Origin of the sequence: Gilliamella sp. wkB178, from assembly GCF_001690705.1 — a bacterium.
In the GTDB taxonomy this organism is placed as follows: Bacteria; Pseudomonadota; Gammaproteobacteria; order Enterobacterales; family Orbaceae; genus Gilliamella; species Gilliamella apicola_K.
On the sequence record NZ_LZGK01000013.1, the window covers coordinates 737444 to 755293 of the forward strand.

The 17850-nt window shown below is 39.4% G+C and carries 17 protein-coding genes; 13 read left to right on the plus strand and 4 right to left on the minus strand.

All coding sequences use genetic code 11. The annotated features are described in order from the left end of the window. The first annotated feature begins 388 nt into the window (after window positions 1–388). The 6 genes from A9G13_RS07505 to A9G13_RS07530 all read left to right on the plus strand — a co-directional run bounded on the left by A9G13_RS07505 (window position 389) and on the right by A9G13_RS07530 (window position 8251). Window positions 389–1633 carry an NRAMP family divalent metal transporter gene (locus A9G13_RS07505; protein WP_442902796.1) on the plus strand — a complete coding sequence of 415 codons (1245 nt, stop codon included), beginning with the start codon at window positions 389–391 and terminating at the stop codon, window positions 1631–1633. A 15-nt stretch (window positions 1634–1648) separates the two neighbouring features. Beyond that, window positions 1649–2410 carry a LamB/YcsF family protein gene (locus A9G13_RS07510; RefSeq protein ID WP_065557128.1) on the plus strand — a complete coding sequence of 254 codons (762 nt, stop codon included), beginning with the start codon at window positions 1649–1651 and terminating at the stop codon, window positions 2408–2410. A gap of 115 nt (window positions 2411–2525) precedes the next feature. Continuing rightward, window positions 2526–4136 carry a 5-oxoprolinase/urea amidolyase family protein gene (locus A9G13_RS07515; RefSeq protein ID WP_065556958.1) on the plus strand — a complete coding sequence of 537 codons (1611 nt, stop codon included), beginning with the start codon at window positions 2526–2528 and terminating at the stop codon, window positions 4134–4136. Further along, the gene (locus A9G13_RS07520) at window positions 4129–5871 is read left to right on the plus strand and encodes an acetyl/propionyl/methylcrotonyl-CoA carboxylase subunit alpha (protein ID WP_065556959.1); all 1743 of its coding nucleotides are present in this window, start codon (window positions 4129–4131) and stop codon (window positions 5869–5871) included. Before A9G13_RS07515 ends, A9G13_RS07520 begins: the two co-directional genes overlap by 8 nt. Before the next feature lie 122 nt (window positions 5872–5993). Then, entirely contained in the window at window positions 5994–7244 is a 1251-nt protein-coding gene (sstT, locus tag A9G13_RS07525) for a serine/threonine transporter SstT (protein ID WP_065556960.1), read from the plus strand. A gap of 350 nt (window positions 7245–7594) precedes the next feature. Next, window positions 7595–8251 carry a DUF421 domain-containing protein gene (locus A9G13_RS07530; RefSeq protein ID WP_065556961.1) on the plus strand — a complete coding sequence of 219 codons (657 nt, stop codon included), beginning with the start codon at window positions 7595–7597 and terminating at the stop codon, window positions 8249–8251. 53 nt (window positions 8252–8304) lie between these two features. Here the strand turns inward: A9G13_RS07530 and A9G13_RS07535 are convergent, their stop codons facing one another. Continuing rightward, on the minus strand, window positions 8305–8577 hold the full coding sequence (locus tag A9G13_RS07535; RefSeq protein ID WP_065556962.1) for a DksA/TraR family C4-type zinc finger protein: 273 nt from the start codon (window positions 8575–8577) through the stop codon (window positions 8305–8307). 158 nt (window positions 8578–8735) lie between these two features. Here A9G13_RS07535 and msrA point away from each other — a divergent pair, with 158 nt between their 5' ends. The 3 genes from msrA to msrB all read left to right on the plus strand — a co-directional run bounded on the left by msrA (window position 8736) and on the right by msrB (window position 10313). After that, on the plus strand, window positions 8736–9287 hold the full coding sequence (gene msrA / locus A9G13_RS07540) for a peptide-methionine (S)-S-oxide reductase MsrA (protein WP_065556963.1): 552 nt from the start codon (window positions 8736–8738) through the stop codon (window positions 9285–9287). A 1-nt stretch (window position 9288) separates the two neighbouring features. Next, window positions 9289–9807, plus strand: a complete 519-nt coding sequence (locus tag A9G13_RS07545) for a cytochrome b (protein WP_065556964.1) — start codon at window positions 9289–9291, stop codon at window positions 9805–9807. 62 nt (window positions 9808–9869) lie between these two features. Further along, window positions 9870–10313, plus strand: coding sequence for a peptide-methionine (R)-S-oxide reductase MsrB (gene msrB / locus A9G13_RS07550; RefSeq protein WP_065556965.1), 444 nt, complete (start codon window positions 9870–9872; stop codon window positions 10311–10313). A 59-nt stretch (window positions 10314–10372) separates the two neighbouring features. Here the strand turns inward: msrB and lptG are convergent, their stop codons facing one another. Next, window positions 10373–11437 (minus strand): LPS export ABC transporter permease LptG, encoded by a 1065-nt coding sequence (gene lptG / locus A9G13_RS07555; protein ID WP_065556966.1) that lies wholly within the window; start codon window positions 11435–11437, stop codon window positions 10373–10375. Between the two features lie 11 nt (window positions 11438–11448). Continuing rightward, a complete protein-coding gene (gene lptF, locus A9G13_RS07560; RefSeq protein ID WP_065556967.1) occupies window positions 11449–12552 on the minus strand; it encodes an LPS export ABC transporter permease LptF in 1104 nt (367 codons plus the stop codon). Between the two features lie 139 nt (window positions 12553–12691). Here lptF and A9G13_RS07565 point away from each other — a divergent pair, with 139 nt between their 5' ends. Next, window positions 12692–14173 (plus strand): leucyl aminopeptidase, encoded by a 1482-nt coding sequence (locus A9G13_RS07565; protein WP_065556968.1) that lies wholly within the window; start codon window positions 12692–12694, stop codon window positions 14171–14173. Between the two features lie 18 nt (window positions 14174–14191). Then, window positions 14192–14647, plus strand: a complete 456-nt coding sequence (locus A9G13_RS07570; RefSeq protein ID WP_065556969.1) for a DNA polymerase III subunit chi — start codon at window positions 14192–14194, stop codon at window positions 14645–14647. A 150-nt stretch (window positions 14648–14797) separates the two neighbouring features. Here the strand turns inward: A9G13_RS07570 and A9G13_RS07575 are convergent, their stop codons facing one another. Continuing rightward, a complete protein-coding gene (locus A9G13_RS07575; RefSeq protein ID WP_218059194.1) occupies window positions 14798–16210 on the minus strand; it encodes an EmmdR/YeeO family multidrug/toxin efflux MATE transporter in 1413 nt (470 codons plus the stop codon). A gap of 258 nt (window positions 16211–16468) precedes the next feature. On the opposite strand from A9G13_RS07575, the gene A9G13_RS07580 reads away from it, so the two are divergent. Both A9G13_RS07580 and A9G13_RS07585 read left to right on the plus strand, forming a co-directional pair. Beyond that, window positions 16469–16963, plus strand: coding sequence for a hypothetical protein (locus A9G13_RS07580; RefSeq protein WP_065556970.1), 495 nt, complete (start codon window positions 16469–16471; stop codon window positions 16961–16963). Window positions 16964–17128: 165 nt separating this feature from the next. Further along, complete coding sequence (locus tag A9G13_RS07585) at window positions 17129–17842, plus strand: epoxyqueuosine reductase QueH (RefSeq protein ID WP_065556971.1); 714 nt, start codon at window positions 17129–17131, stop codon at window positions 17840–17842. Window positions 17843–17850 lie beyond the last annotated feature (8 nt).

A 17850-nucleotide genomic window follows, 5' to 3' on the forward strand; every position in this document is an offset into this window, starting at 1 on the left:
CTCACCAGGCTTCCTGCCGGCTGTTCTATGCCAATTAACTCCCTCGGCACCACTTAAGCGGGGAATAAAATCGGCTGCCTTTGCAATCAAATTAATTAAAATTATAAATAAATCTTGGTATGACTAAAATCATAGTAGTAATTTATTTGCACTATTTTAAGACATTGGCGTGCATTTTTTTGGTGCAGTGCAATATATTGTGGCACTTTAACCTGCGTTTAAGTGTGGTTGTTGATTTATTATAAATTATTTTAATTAGTCTTTTATTTAAAAAACAGTAATTATATTAAGCCGCCATAATAACGATTTGTTTACACTATGGCATGGTAATTGCTTGTATTAAATTAAGTGGTCATTTTAATAATTGTAGCAACCAGTCTAGAGGAACATGCATATGGAAAATCATAGCAATAGTACCACAGTTGTTTTTGTTAAAAATCGACGCGCTTCTTTAATTAGTGCGATTTTTTTAATGGCAACTTCGGCAATTGGTCCGGGTTTTATTACACAAACCGCGACTTTTACTGTTACCCTAGGTAGCGCCTTTGGATTCGGGATTTTAGCTTCGATTATTATCGATTTTGTGGTGCAACAAAATATTTGGCGAGTGGTGTCGTTAACCAAAATGTACTCTTCTGACATTGCCAATGCTACTATTCCCGGCAGCGGTTATTTGTTGGCGATTTTGATTATATTTGGTGGCTTGGTTTTTAATATAGGTAATATCGCCGGTGCCGGATTGGGTTTAAATGCCTTAGTTGGGCTGGATCCAAAATGGGGTGGGGCGATTAGTGCTTTAATGTCGGTGTATATCTTTTCATCGCACAAGGCAAGTCATTTTATCGATCGTTTAATGATTGGTTTTGGTTTGCTAATGATTGCTTTAACTTTGTTTGTGCTTTTTGCTGCGCATCCGCCAATTGGCGAGGCTTTAAAGCAAACGGTTTTACCGAGTAGTGTGGATTTTGCCTCTATCACTACAATTGTAGGTGGCACTGTTGGCGGCTATATTTCTTATGCCGGGGCTCACCGTTTGTTAGATAAAAATATGGGCGGAGTGCAAAATATTAAGCCTGTAGCTAGCGCCGCCACGCGCGGGATTATTGTAGTAGGGTTGATGCGTTATATTTTGTTTTTAGCCATTTTAGGTGTAGTTGCCAGTGGTGTAACCATTGATATTTCAAGTTATGCAGCTAACCCGGCATCGCAAGCGTTTCAAGCAGCGTTGGGGCAACTGGGGTTGCGCATTTTTGGTTTGATTTTATGGGCGGCGGCGTTAACTAGTATTATTGGGGCGGCCTATACGTCCATGACTTTTATTACGCCGTTTAAGCCGTCTATAACAGTAAGACAACGTCAAATGGCAACTAACATTTTTATTATTAGCTCATTGGCGATTTACTTAATTATGGGTACAGCACCAGTGGCGTTATTAGTTTTTGCCGGTGGTTTTAATGGTTTAGTGTTGCCTTTAGGTTTAACCATATTTATTTATATCGGTTGGAAGCGCGCCGATTTGATGGCAGGTTACCATTACCCACGGTGGTTATTGTGGTCTGGTTTAGTTGTATGCCTTATCACTTGGTATATGGGCGCTATGTCGGTAGTAACCATCTTTAATTATTTGAAATAAAGGATCAACATGGCGATGAGCAAATGTATTGATTTGAATAGTGATTTAGGTGAGAGTTTTGGTCAATGGCAGATTGGCAATGATGCGGCTATGCTTAAAGTAGTCAGTAGTGCCAATATTGCGTGTGGTTTTCATGCCGGTTCGCCAAAGGGGATTTTGCAAACACTTAAAGCGGCTAAAACCAATAACGTCGCTATTGGTGCGCATGTTGGTTACCCGGATTTAGTCGGCTTTGGGCGCCGTAATATGGATGTAGCCAGCGACGAATTAACCGCCGATGTAATTTACCAAATTGGTGCGCTTAAAGGGTTAGCGGCAGCTATTGGTGCCAAAGTGAGTTATGTTAAGCCACATGGTGCTTTGTATAATACTATTGCGCATGATAAGCGCCAAGCAATGGCGGTAATTGATGCTATTTGCACACTCGATGCTAAGCTGGTGTTAGTGGCACTGGCAGGCTCGGCATTAATTGGTTGGGCTAAAGCAAGTGGTTTAGCAGTGGTAGCCGAGGCGTTTGCCGATCGTGCTTATCATGCCGACGGTACTTTAGTTGCGCGCACCCAGGCCGGCGCCGTGTTGCATGATGCCGAGTTAGTAGCCGAGCGCATGTTGCAGTTGGTTAATGACGGCGGAGTTAACGCTATTGAAGGCCAGTTTGTGGCGATTGCTGCCGATTCGATTTGTGTGCATGGCGACAGCCCCGGGGTGCTATTAATGGCACAAACAGTTCGGGATAGATTACAACAACATGGCGTTACTATTAGATCATTTGTGTAGTTAATGCCTGGGTAAATAAGTTGAATAAGTTAGTTAAATTATCGATTAAAGTAACCAAGTAACTGCTGGTATTAGCGAATTACCGGGCAGGTGTTGGGGTGTTTAGAGGTGTGTAATGCGATTTTTGCCAGTTAATTTAGATGCACTTATGGTTGAATTGGGCAGCCTTAAGCAAACTATGGCGTTAACCAATTTGCTGGAAAGTGTCGTGCAGCAATGGCATATCGACGAGATTATTCCGGCGGCGCGGACTATTTTGATCCGTTATAACCCCGTCTTGACCAATGCTAATATCCTTGCTGAACAGATTGCCAAACTTGATGTTGCTACCGGCGTGATATTGACGGGTGAATTAGTAACTATCCCGGTGCATTACCAAGGTGAAGATTTATCCCAAGTTGCCGAAATTTTAGGCATCACCGTTGCCGAAGTGATTAAACGGCACACAGACAATGAATATCAAGTAGCTTTTTGTGGTTTTGCACCTGGTTTTGCTTATATGGTGGCTAAAAATTCACAATTACATGTGCCACGACTTAAGTCACCACGCGTGCGGATTCCGGCAGGTTCGGTGGCTTTAGCCGGTGAGTTTAGTAGTGTGTACCCGCAGGCTAGCCCGGGCGGTTGGCAACTAATTGGTATTACCGATCTGGCCGTATGGGACTTGCAACGCCAGCAGCCGGCATTATTAAAACCGGGTAGCCGCGTTAATTTTGTGGATGCCAGCAAGGCGGCCCCAAAATATCATTTGCCGACAGCGAACCCCAATACTGTAAACAGCCAACAAGCGGTTGAGCCACAACAAGACCTCAAAATATTAGCTACCGGTTTACAAACACTGATGCAAGATAATGGCCGCATTGGGCAAGCGGCTTTAGGCATTTCGGAAGCGGGGGCTATGGATAAAGGCGCTTTACATAGCGCTAACCGTGTGTTGGGCAACCCTATTAACGCGGCCGCGTTAGAAATCACCCAAGGTGGTTTTAAAGCACAGATTGATAGTGCCATGGTAGTGGCGGTGACCGGTGCCCCTTGTGACATTACCATCACCACCGCACAAGCACAGCAGTATAAAGCAGCCATGTACCAACCGATTCAATTAGCCAAAGGTGATGTGATTGCCTTGGGTAATAATAAGTGTGGGGTGCGCAGTTATTTAGCGGTACGTGGCGGTTTTAACACGCAAGCCATTTTAACTAGTTGTTCTTATGATACGTTGGCTCAGGTTGGACCAGCACCGCTTCAAGTTGGGCAAACGCTAGCGCTTAACCGCAATGGCAAATTAAATGCCGTTTCGTTAACTGAAACTCCAGCTATCGACTATCCTGCTGCCGGTGATGTAGTGGTGTTGGACATTGTGCTTGGACCCCGCACCGATTGGTTTACTCCGCAGGCAGTTAATTTACTTTCGTCACAATTGTGGCAAGTGACACCAGCATCTAACCGCATTGGTTTGCGTTTAGCTGGCGTGGAGCCATTAACCCGTGCCCAGCAACAAGAATTGCCGAGTGAAGGTACCTGCATTGGGGCCATCCAAATTCCAGCTAATGGGCAACCGGTTCTGTTTTTAAATGATCACCCGTTGACAGGTGGTTATCCGGTTATTGGGGCGGTGTGTAATTATCATTTAGACTTGGCAGGGCAAATTCCGGTTAATGCCAAAATAAAATTCAACCCTATTGGGGTTTTTGCAGAATTTAAAGGGAGTAGTACTGATCATGCCTAATAATAACATAACTCATAAAGTCTTGATCGCTAATCGTGGTGAAATTGCGGTGCGTATTATTCGTGCTTGTCGAGATGTTGGTTTTAAGTCTATTGCCATGTATGCAGATGCGGATATTAACGCCTTGCATGTGCAAATGGCTGACGAGGCTTATGGATTAGCCGGCAATCTGGCCAGTGAAAGCTATCTTAATATTGATAAGATTATTGCGATTGCGAAACGATCCGGCGCTACTATGGTGCACCCCGGTTATGGGTTTTTATCCGAGCGTGCTGAATTTGCGCGCGCGGTGCAAGCTGCCGGTTTAATTTGGATCGGTCCTAACCCGGAAACCATCGACATTCTTGGCGACAAAGTTAAAGCCAGGCAATTAGCCATGGCTGTGGGTGCGCCTTTAGTGGTGGGTACTAAAGATCCGGTACAAAGTGCGCAAGAAGTGCTGGAATTTGCTAACAATTATGGTTTACCGATTGCGATTAAAGCGGCGTTTGGTGGCGGTGGTCGCGGTTTAAAAGTGGCTTGGCAAATGGATGAAGTTGCCGAACTTTATCACTCAGCCGTGCGCGAAGCTACGGCAGCATTTGGTCGCGGTGAGTGTTTTGTTGAGCAATTTTTGTCTAATCCACGGCATATTGAAGCCCAAGTAATTGCTGATAAATTGGGTAATATTGTGGTTTTGGGTACCCGCGATTGTTCATTGCAACGGCGCAACCAAAAGTTGATTGAAGAATCACCAGCACCGTTTATCAGCGAAGCCTTACAACAACAAATAATTAATGCCGCCACCGCTATTTGTGCCAAAGCCAATTATGTGAGTGCCGGTACGGTGGAGTTTTTGTTAAGTCAAGATGGTAAGCTGTCATTCCTAGAGGTTAATACTCGTCTACAAGTGGAACACCCGGTTACGGAAGAAACCACCGGCGTTGATCTAGTGGTGGAACAATTGCGCATTGCCCAAGGTTTACCACTTAGTATTCAGGCAACCCCGAAAGCGCGATCACACGCGATCGAATTTCGTATTAATGCTGAAGATGCCGCCAATGGTTTTTTACCTACACCGGGTACTATTACGCGCTTTGATGCTCCGGCAGGACCGGGAGTGCGCTTAGATAGTGGTGTGATTAACGGTGCGACTGTGGCGCCGATGTTCGATTCATTAATGGCTAAACTAATCATCGTTGGTGATACTCGTGAGCAAGCGATTGCCAGAGCCCGCAGGGCATTGGCTGAATTTACTATTGAAGGTGTGGCTTCGGTGTTACCTTTTCACCAAGCGGTTATTAATCACCCTGATTTTTGCCAACAATTTAACGTGCATACTCGGTGGATCGAAACTGAATTTAATGCTGCTATTGAACCTGCTGATCGGCAAATCCCTAAAGCTGCCGAGGTGTTAACCCGTACAGTTATTGAGATCGACGGCAAACGCTGTCAACTGGGGTTGCCGGCACAATTATTGGCGGGTTTAGCCATCCAAACCAGTGGGGCAGCGGCATTAACTAGTACCGAAAATGAAGCTGCATCTGACTTAATGGTACCATCACCGGTTGCCGGCAATCTATTTAAATGGTTGGTGAGTGATGGGCAAACAGTGGCCGCAGGGGATGTGATTGCCATTATGGAAGCCATGAAAATGGAAGTGCAAGTTATTGCCCACCGTCAAGGTTGTTTAAAACAATTGATTGCTACCGGTGACTATGTGAATGCAGGTTGTGCGTTAGCTGAAATTAGTTAAGCATTGACAAAATTATAATTAATCAATGTAATATATAGATAAATTGATTACTATTATGCTACAAATTTAATACTGAAGTCTGCTTATGTTTAAGCTTAATATTGAATATATAAGGAAATATCATGACTCATTCAACCAATCCATTGGTTCGTTTTTACTTTAAAGTCGGGTTAATACCTCAAATTTTGCTAGGCCTGATATTAGGGATTATTTTGGCTGCTGTTTCTAAAGATACCGCATTAAGTATGTCTTTAGTCGGTGGTTTATTTATTAATGCCCTAAAATCGGTAGCGCCAATATTAGTTTTGGTTTTAGTTATTGCGTCCATCTCTAACCATCAGCATGGCAAACGTGCAAATATGGGGGTTTTATTATCCTTGTATTTTGCCGGAATGATGATGGCCGCTTTATTAGCAACTGTAGCCAGTTTTTTATTTCCATCCGAAATTTCGTTTGGTGAAGCGCTTGATCAAATGAAATTAACTCCACCTAATGGTGTTAGTGAAGTAATAAAAACCTTACTAGATAAAATGATCGACAATCCGATTAATGCGTTGGTGCAAGCTAATTATATTGGTTTGATTATTTGGGGTGTTGGGATTGGATTAGCATTAAGGCATGCCAGCCAAGCAACTAAAACGATGATGAATGACTTGTCGTATGCGATCTCGTTCATTGTTAGAATTATTATTCGCTTTGCCCCGTTAGGTGTGTTTGGTTTAGTGGCTTCCACACTTGCGGAAACGGGTTTTGGTGAATTGTATAAATATGCGCATATTTTAGTGGTATTAGTTTCTTGCATGTTAATTGTGGCATTGATAATCAATCCATTATTAGCCTATTTAATTATGCATAAAAACCCTTATCCATTAGTTTTCACTTCATTAAAAGACAGTGCGATACCGGCTTTCTTTACCCGAAGTTCAGCGGCTAATATTCCGGTAAATATGGAAATTTGTAAAAGACTAAAAATGGATGAAGACACTTATTCGGTAGCGGTGCCGCTGGGTGCAACTATTAATATGTCTGGTGCGGCTGTTACTATTACCGTTTTGACTTTGGCAACAGTTAATTCAATGCATATAGGTGTTGATATTTATACCGCTGTTTTACTTTGTATTGTCACTTCGGTGTGTGCTTGTGGGGCTTCGGGTATTGCTGGTGGATCGTTATTATTAATTCCTGTTGCTTGTAGTATGTTTGGAATACCAAATGAAATTTCAGCTAAAGTAATCGGTATTGGTATTGCTATAGGTGTGATCCAAGATTCGGTGGAAACTGCCTTGAATTCTTCCAGTGATGTGGTGTTTATTGGCGCGGTTTCTTCGGTCACCCAAAAGAAACAAAAGCAAATGGAAGTCTGTGAATCGTAGAACTGGATTGGCCTTTAAGCGTTAATTAAATGACTAAGCCCACTACTTGGGCTTAGATTTGTTAATCTGCGTAGACAAACAATCAAGCTAGTAACCCAATGTTGTAACAGTTATTACAAATTGTTTTTAATAATTTATATTTTCTAGCGTATAATAATTAAGCCTACTTATATCTAAATAATCAACAGTGTTTGTTACCAATGATTAATGGCAAACATTGTCACATTCTCAATTGAATAAAGTTGTGTCCCTTGTGTATAAAGATTTTTAAATGTTTTCTAGTTTGATGATTTTATTAATGCTCAGTTTTACTGGTAGTTAAAAATAAAATATTAACTTGGAGGTAATTGATGTATTTGTTACAAATGGCACCAAAATTTATATTAGCTTTAGTTATTTTACTTATTTATGTGAAATTGTCCGGTAAAAGCCAAATTGCACCTATGTCACAGTTAGACCAAGTAGGTAGCATGGTAATCGGTGCGCTAGTTGGGGGCGCGTTACTTAGTCCTAGCGTATCGGCGTGGGAAGCAACAGGGTTAGTCGCTATTTGGGCTGGATTGTTAATTCTTATTCGTTTCATAAAATCTAAAAACTCACGCTTAAGGGATGCCATCGATGGTGAACCTATTTTACTGGTTAAAAATGGTAATTTAATTACCGATAATTTTGTAAAAGCTAATTTACCGGTTAGAGATTTTGAAACGTTGGTTAATGTGCAAGGTATTTCTTCGTTCGATCAGTTAAAACATGTTTGGTATGAATTAAATGGTTCTTTGACCATTATCAAAAAAGGCGAGAAAGATATTGCGGTGCTGATTATCGAAAATGGTGGCATTAGCCGTGATAATGTGGAGCAAATCCACAAAGATGAGGATTGGGTGCAACAACAAATCCAGAAACAAGGCTATGATGATGTTAAAGACATCTTTTGTGCGGAATGGTTTGATAATAAATTTATTATTTACCCTTATGATGCAGTGCGTAAGGCAAAACAAGCTCAATAATTAAGCTTAGTTAAGTTGATTTAAGTGGTGGGTAAATCACCCACCAAATGCAATTAGCGCAATTGACTGTCTTTACTACCACGGCGATTATATAGTGCAGTAGTTTTAGCTAATTGCTTATCAATTTGTTGTTGACAAGTAATGCAATATTGAACGCCAGCTAAGGCTAATCGGCGTGCTTCCGGTATGGGATCACCACATTCGCAACAATAACTGGCACTTGATGAAGTTTGATTTAGTTGGCGCCTTGCGTTGGCAATCGCGTCCGCAATAGTACCATCGATTTGTTGATTAACAGCATCGTCAGATGCCCAACCACTAGCCATAAGGAGCCCTCCGCTACATAAATTAGTTATCATGATATGCTGCTATTTTTGAGTTTTTCAATATTTAGTAGCGATTATTTGTTTCAGTTTATGGTTAATAGTGGTAGTAACAAATTTGTGAGTATAACGATTTTCTTTTATTGATTTAACGGGAGGTTATGATGCCACAATATGAACAAGCAACATTTGCCGGTGGTTGTTTTTGGTGTATGGTAAAACCGTTTGATCGTTATGACGGGGTGATTAGTGTTATTTCCGGTTATACCGGTGGTCATGTGGTTAATCCCAGTTACGAGCAAGTTTGCCGTGGCGATACCGGGCATACTGAAGCAGTACAAATTACCTTTGATCCCAATATAATTAGCTACAACACTTTACTTGAGATCTTCTGGCAACAAATCGATCCTACTGACGCTAATGGCCAGTTTGCTGATCGTGGTGATTCTTATCGCCCGGTGATCTTTTATCATAATGAGTCGCAACATAAACAAGCATTAGCGACTAAGCAAGCCCTACAAGCAAGTGGTCGCTTTACGCAACCAATTAATGTGTCCATTGAGCCGGCGGTGGCATTTTACCCGGCCGAAGATTATCACCAACAATATTATAAAAAACAGCCGCAACATTATAATCGTTATTATCAGTTGTCCGGTCGTTCTGGGTTTATTTCCCAGCATTGGCAGGATAAAAAAAACTCCAAAGGTGAATAAAATGCAAGATTACCCACAATACCGCCCTAAACAAAAATGGATCCATTGGTTATCAGCGGTGATAACCATACTAATTAGTTTAATTATGTTCATTAAAATCCAAGCAGCATATGTCTTGGGCGGTATGAGTCAGGTGTTTTTATTACATAAATCCTTCGGTGTGGTTATCTTTATATTAACCGTGTGGCGAATTGTGGTGGTTATTCAAGATAAGGTGCCGGACGTGTTACCAGAGCAAGCAAAATTTCAGCGTGCTTTGTCAAAATCAGTCCAAGGTATGTTGTATATTTTGTTGGTGATTTTACCTTTATCCGGCTATCTGATGAGCGGTCATTCACTGGAAGTTTTCGGCATAATTTCCATTCCGGCTATCGACATGCCTGATGACTGGTATAGCTTTTTCCATGCTGCGCATAAAGTTTGTGCTTATATTTTGATTTTATTACTAATTTTACATATAACCGGGGCGTTATATCATTACTTTTGCTGTAAAGATAAAGTATTACAATCGATGTTATAAAGTCATGAATTGATGAGCATGACTTATTATCTATTAACCCCATTAATTGAACCAGGTGAAGTATGAATAATCAAGATAAACAAAAAGCCATTGCCGCTTTAACCCCTATGCAATATCGAGTAACTCAGCAAAATGGCACTGAACCACCGTTTGAAAATGAATTTAATGCTAACCATAAAGCTGGGATATATGTGGATATTGTGTCCGGTGAACCATTATTTACCTCATTAGATAAATTTGATTCTGGTTGTGGTTGGCCTAGTTTTACAAAACCAATCAAGCATGAGCATATTATTGAAAAACAGGATAATAGCCATGGTATGCGGCGTACTGAGGTGCGATCGGCCAATGCTGATTCCCACTTAGGGCATGTATTTACTGATGGGCCTAAATCATTAGGCGGTTTGCGTTATTGCATTAATTCAGCAGCTTTGCGTTTTATACCTAAAGAACAGTTACAAGCAGCGGGTTATGGTGAGTATTTAAAACTGTTTGCCGATGATTAAAATCGTCACTTATCCTATCACCTATAGTTAGCGTGATAGGATAACCGATTATTGGTTGCTTAATTTTTACGTTTGAACAGCGCATAACTGATTAATAAGAACACAAAACTAGTCAGCAAAGATCCTATAATTGGGTAAATACCGATTACAATACTGATTTGGGCAAAGAGATTATCGGCAATATAGAATAGAAAACCGAAGGTGATGCCAATAACAACTCTTATCCCCATGGATACGCTACGTAATGGACCAAAAATAAATGATAATGCCAATAGCATCATTACGGCAACTGAAATTGGTTTAATGAGTTTTTTCCAGAACAGCAGATCATAATATTTAGTATCTTGACCGGAACTTTCTAAGTATTGGGCATATTGATATAAGCCTGAAGCTGAAAGTGAGTCCGGATCAAAGGCCACAATACTCAATTTATCCGGCGTGATGTTAGTTTTCCATTGCATGGAAATCATATTACTGCCACTCACTTTATCAGCTTGCGTAAAATCATTGGCATCAATTTGGCTTAAGTTCCAAACGCCATCTTGGAACACTCCGTTAGCGGCATGGGTTACTGATAATAGCTTATTGTTGTCGACAGCATAAATATTAATATTTGATATAGAATTATCACTATCAACATGGCCAATGAACACATAATCATTGCCATCCTTCGCCCATAAACTACCTTGTTGAGCCATTAATGAATTACCGTAGATCTTTTCTGAACGCATATTACGTGCCGTTTGTTCAGCAATTGGTGCCACCCATTCACCAATTGCCATGGTAATAAGCACTAATGGTAAAGCCGTTTTCATTACTGCTTTAGCAATTTTGAAGCGACTAAAGCCGGAGGTCTCCATAACGATCAATTCGCTACTAGAGGCTAACATGCCTAGTCCAATTAAAGCGCCTAGTAAAGCCGCCATCGGAAAGAATACTTCCAAGTCTTTAGGAACCATTAATAATGAATAAATGCCTACGGAAATGGCATCATAATCTACTTTGATTTTTCTTAATTGATCGATGAAACGAATAATACCCGACAAGCTTATTAACAAAAATAAACTTAATCCGATAGTATATAAAATAGTTTTTCCAATATAGCGATCTAAAATCGAAAACATCATTTTCTCCTTTACGATGCTGTATATTTTAATCGAAGTTTACGCATGAATAAGTTATCCCAACAGTTCAAAATGACCGCAATAACAAAATATGCCAAATTAATCACATAAAACCATAAAGCTGGATCTAAACGCCCCTTACCGGCATTAGCTTTGATAGAACTGGCTAATAAAAAGTAAATGAGATAAAGCAATAAAGCTGGCATTATTTGTGCTAAACGACCTTGTCTTGCATTAGAAACACTAAGTGGAATAACCAAGAACGCCATCAAAGGTACTGAAATGATCAATGTCAGGCGCCAATATAGTTCGGCCTCAGCTTTTAATGTTGGGCTGGTTAATAATTCTTCCATCCCTAATTGTTGTGCATCTAGTTTATCTTGATCTTCGGTTGCATCTAGATCTTTGGGTTTAATTACGCCTACATAATTATGAAAATTGGAAATGCGAAAATCTTTTAATTGAATGTTGCCTTCATAGCGATTAGCTTCTTCAAGCGTTATGATTTGATTACCATCATCATCATGCCCAGTCTTACCTTTGTCAGCTATGATTATTGCAGGGCGTTGGCCAGGTTTCGGATTGGTTTGTACAATGAACACATTTTCTAAATTGTTATTACTCACATTACCAATATAAATCACAGAATTACCATCCGGCGTTTGCTGAAATTGCCCCTCCAATAATCCGGTTAAACTTGGGTTTATGCGAGCATTTTCGACTAACTGATCTTGTTTAACACTTGACCAAGGGCCAAACCAAAGAGTATTGGCAGCCGTTAAGACACAGGTCACGATACACAGGAAAAAAACCACTTGGTAGGTGATGCTCTTTTTTACACCACAAGCATACATTGCCACCATTTCACTGTCGGTATATAGGCGGCCAAAAGTAACTAATATGCCTAAAAATAGACTTAAAGGTAGAATGAGATCCACCATATTAGAGATACCTAATACCAATAATGGCATAATTAACTCACGCGGAATGTTTCCTTCTATAGCACTAGTTAAAATCCTAATTAATTTTTGCGAAAAGAAAATTAACAATAAAATAAACAGTATTGCTGTTTGCGCTTTTAATGTCTCTTTAGCTAAGTATCGACGAAGAATCACATTTTACCTATCTACAAGTTTTATAAAATCCGGTTATTATAATCTGATTTAATTGAGTTTAGTTATCTTTTTGTTGCTATCCCCTTATGAAGCTATAGAATAGCACTATTCGCAATAAATTTCACAAAAGAGACCGGCTATGGAATTTTTATTAAAACACACTGCTACTATTACAAAACAAAAATCTGAATGTTTAGTTATTTCGATTGTTCAGGGTAAAAACCAATCTAATACAGTTACTGAACTAGATCAAGCGACTGGTGGCTTAATAAGTCAATTAATCAAATCAGGGGATGTGAGTAGCGAGTTTGCTAAAACCACTTTTCTTTACCCGTTGGTTAAAGGCGTTAACCAAAAGATATTGTTTGTTGGTTGCGGTAAAGTTAAAGAATTTGCTGCTGACAAAGCTAAAAAAGTTATTAATGCTGTAGTTAAAGAGTTATTAACCAAAAAAATAAAACATATTACTTGGGATTTATTAACGGTTAATCCGGCTGTGGCTTTGGAGTTAGCCAAACAAGTTCCACAAATTGTTACGGCAATGACTTATAAATTTGATGAATTTAAATCAAAAAAATCTCCACAACCAAGTCTAAATAAAGTGACATTATCTTGGGCGGATAAAAGCAGTATTACTAGTATAGCTAATAATTTGTTACAGGGTGAAATTATTGCCAATGCCGTTAGCGCAACTAAGACGTTAGCAAATATGCCATCCAATGTGTGTAATGCTCAGTATTTAGCTGAGAAAGGCAAGCAATTAGGCAAATTATATTCTTCATTAAAAGTGACATGTTTTGGCGAAAAAGACTTAGCCAAATTAAATATGCAAGCTTACTTAGCCGTTGGTCGTGGCTCCGCCAATGAATCCATAATGACGGTGATTGAATATAAAGGTGCTAAGGATAAAAAAGCCCAACCTTATGTGTTAGTGGGTAAAGGATTAACCTTTGATTCTGGTGGCATTTCAATCAAACCAGCTGCCGGTATGGATGAAATGAAATACGATATGTGCGGTGCCGCTACGGTTTACGGCGTTATGCAAGCTGTGGCTGAATTAAAATTACCTATCAATGTAGTTGGAGTGATGGCGGGTTGTGAAAATATGCCCGATGGCAATGCTTACCGCCCGGGTGATATTTTAACGACTATGTCAGGCACCACAGTTGAAGTTATTAATACTGATGCTGAAGGTCGTTTAGTTTTATGTGATGCGTTAACTTATGTAGAGCGTTTTAACCCGAAAACCGTTATTGATATTGCGACTTTAACCGGCGCTTGCATTGTGGCGTTAGGCCACCATTATACTGGGGTAATGGGCAACAACGACAAACTAGTGGCGCAGTTAGTGGCATCATCTAATAAAGCGGGGGATAAAGCTTGGGCTTTACCAATTGATGCTGATTTCCAAAAGCAGATCAAATCGACTTGTGCCGATATTGTTAATGCGAGTGGCCGTGATGGTGGTACTATTACCGCAGCTTGTTTCTTGTCGCGCTTTACCGAAAAATATCAATGGGCACATTTAGACATAGCGGGGACGGCATGGAAATCCGGAGCCAATAAAGGTGCTACCGGGCGCCCAGTGGCAATGCTGATTCAATACCTACTTGATCAATAAATTGTAGCTAAATTAACTATGAAAAAAGTGATTTTCTATCTGTTAGAAAACCCAACTGAAGCGAGTGATTCTGGGGTATTATTCCATGAAAAACTCGCCTGTGAAAAAATAGTCACAGCTTGGCAAAGCAAATTACGAGTGTTAGTAGCCTGCCAAGATCAGACTCAAGCTGAACGCATAGATGAATACCTTTGGCAACTCGACACCGATCAATTTGTACCCCATAATTTAGTTGGCGAAGGTTTGAAAGGTGGCTCACCGGTAGAAATTTGCTGGCCAGAAAAACATAGCAATGGCTCTCGCCAATTACTGATTAATTTGCAGGAACAGTTTCCTAATTTTTCAAATGTTTATAATGATGTGATTGATTTTGTTCCGGTTAATGAACGTCTTAAAAGCTTAGCCAGAGACAGATATAAATTATATAAAGAGGCAGGGTTTAATCTTAAAACTATCCCAGTTATGTGCCAATAACTCAAGCAATTTTGTCAAGATGTTTCCTGAGAAGTATACGTTTGAGTATAAAAATTACCGCTTATCCTTGTTTGTAGGCAAACTATCTTAGTGGGATTATCCTCTCTAGCGGTGATAATATAATCTTTAATCTTGGCCGGTTTTAATAGCTTAAATCCGCTGGTAATAACGCCATAACCATTTGCCAGTTACTAGCCGGTAAAAGAAGAATATGCTGCGGATGATCCAATCAAGGAACATACCAAACCACACACCAACAACCCCAAGACCTAAATAGACGCCAAAAAAATAACCAACCACAATGCGGCACATCCACATACTGCCGATAGCTACCCACATGGTATAACTGGCGTCTTTGGCACCTTTGAAACCATAGGGTAATACAAATGATGGTGCCCAAAATGGCGTAAATAGAGCGTTGAACCAGAGTAGGTATTTGGCGATGGTGATCACTTCTTGATCATTGGTATACATTGAACTTAATAAACCAGCAAAAGGAATGGATAATAACGCTAAAAAGCATAATAAAAAGTTGGTCAAATGTAAGATGAATTTTAATTGCCGGGTAGGTTGGTAAATTTGCCCCATACCAATACGTTTACCAACAATGATAGTGGAGGTTGCACCTAAGGTGTTACCCGGTAAGTTCAATAAGCCGGCAATCGAAAAAGCAATAAAATTAGCTGCTATAGCCGAAGTGCCCATGCCGGCAACAAAGGTTTGGGTTAATAATTTGCCGACGTTAAACATTACTGATTCAACGCTAGCCGGAATACCAATACTTAAAATATCAATAAGAATTTTGCCATTAAAAGAGTGGAAATAACTTCTAAAAGGTATAAATAAAGCCCGACTTGGTTTGATGGTTAGTACCAGTAATATAAACAACATGCCACAATAACGCGAGGCGGTTAAGCCAATTCCGGCACCAATAAACCCTAAGCCTTGCCAACCGAAAATGCCATAAATAAGAATATAACTGATCACTAAATTGAGGATGTTCATTATGATGTTTAAATACATCGGCAATTTAGTATTGCCAGCACCGCGTAAAGCACCACAACCAACTAAAATAAACGCTAATGCCGGATAGCCTAAAACAGTTAACCTGAGGAATGTTAATGATAGTTCTTTTACTTCCGGATCAGCTTTGCCGGCGATAATTTCGATAATCCAATAACCAGAAAATTCGACGGCTATAAACAGTAAAATAGAGATTAAAACTAATAGAGTAATTGACTGCCGGGCCGCAAAAACGGCCTTTTTTTTATTATGTCGGCCTAAACTAAATGCTACTACCACTGAAGTACCAAGTGCCACCGCCATGAAAAATGATACGATAATCATGTTAAAACTTTCAGCTAGACCTACCGATGCCATTTCTGCCTTGCCGATCCAACTAACTAAAAAGGTACTAAAAATCCCCATTAAGATTACTGACAAGTTTTCAATAAATATTGGCAATGCTAAGGGATAAATTTCCCTCCACAGTAATACATTGTTTGAATGTCGTTGTTTATATAGTTGCGAGTTTTTTAAACGATCAATAAAGGGTACCTTCAATTTTTGACCTTTTTTACATTACATTGGTAAGCGTGGCTGCATTATAACTCCATTTATTAATAAAAATGAATTTATGCTATAAACAATAAGTTAGACAACTGATTTAGCAAAAGATCGGTTGTTGTTTTTATCTAGTTGGTCAATAATATGAACCGTAACTATTTAAAAAATCCAATATTTTGGTCTAAAAATAATAACCTCTATGTTGACAATTAATTGATGGTAATCTTAGACAGATTAATAAAATAAGGAAATAATATGGAACTTAATCTGAATTATTGGGGCGAGTTCATTTTATCACTATTGGTATTATGGTGGTTGTATGCCGGTATTCTGGTAATTGGCATTATTGCTTTTATTGGTAGCGATAAGTTTGTCAGAGTAATAAGTGTATTGTTAATAATCTTGGTGCTGTCTGGTAATATATTTATATTCAGAGGTTATCTTCTTTTTGATGTTAGCATTATTTATGCAATTAGCTTAATTGTTTTTCTTATTGGCATAACTTTGTTGTTAATAGCCGATGGTAATAAAACCAAAGAAAACCTCGGTACTATAATCACCATTATTGCTATGGGTTATATGATTGTTGATGATTTTATCGAATTCAGGCCATGTATATCCTTAATAACTATCGGTATAGTCTTGTTAGTCGCTAATCAACAACTACGCAAAAAAATAGCGTGTTTATTAATGTTGGCGCCAATAATTTGTTATTTGGTTGGGTTTGTTAGTTTTGGGTTGTTAATATAAATCTATAACCAAGCAGCATGTAACATAGTTATTTTTTGTCAAGATGTTTCCTGAGAGGTATACGTTTAAGTATAAAAACAGCATAGTTTGACTTGAATAGCGGTTAAGATCGCTATATGATAACCGCCCCTACACTTGTAATTGTTAACATCAACATGAGCCTTTATGCTAATTAATGCTAAACATATTCTCGATAAATTAAACCCGCATAATAAAGTCAATTATGATTCGGTGTTAAAAGAGGTTATTGCTGATTGGCAAGCGACAACAGTGCGCCCAAAACTGTTAATTCATAGTTGTTGTGCTCCGTGTAGTACTTATGTGTTGGAATATTTGGCTCAGTACGCGGATATTACTATCTATTTTGCTAATTCCAATATTCATCCCCGCGTTGAATATGAATACCGCAGCGTGGTGCAACAAAAATTCATTGCCGACTTTAATACTAAAACTGGCAATAATGTTCAATTTTTAGAAGCCCCTTATCAACCGGCGGAATTTATTAAACAAGTGGCCCATTTACGGGATGCACCAGAAGGTGGCGAACGTTGCCATATATGTTATAAAATGCGCTTAGATTTAGCCGCTATTAAAGCGCAAGAACTTGGCTATGATTATTTTGCCAGTGCTTTAACCCTCAGTCCTAAAAAGAACAGCCAAAAAATTAATGAATTGGGTTTTGAAATCCAAGAAATTTTTGCTGTAAATTATTTACCCTCTGATTTTAAAAAAAATAACGGCTATAAACGCTCAATTGAATTATGTAAAGAATATGATGTTTATCGGCAATGTTATTGTGGTTGTATTTTTGCAGCCAAAGCCCAAGGTATTGATATGAAAAATGTCATTGCTATGGCTAAACAAGGTCTACAAAACTAGAGTTTAAC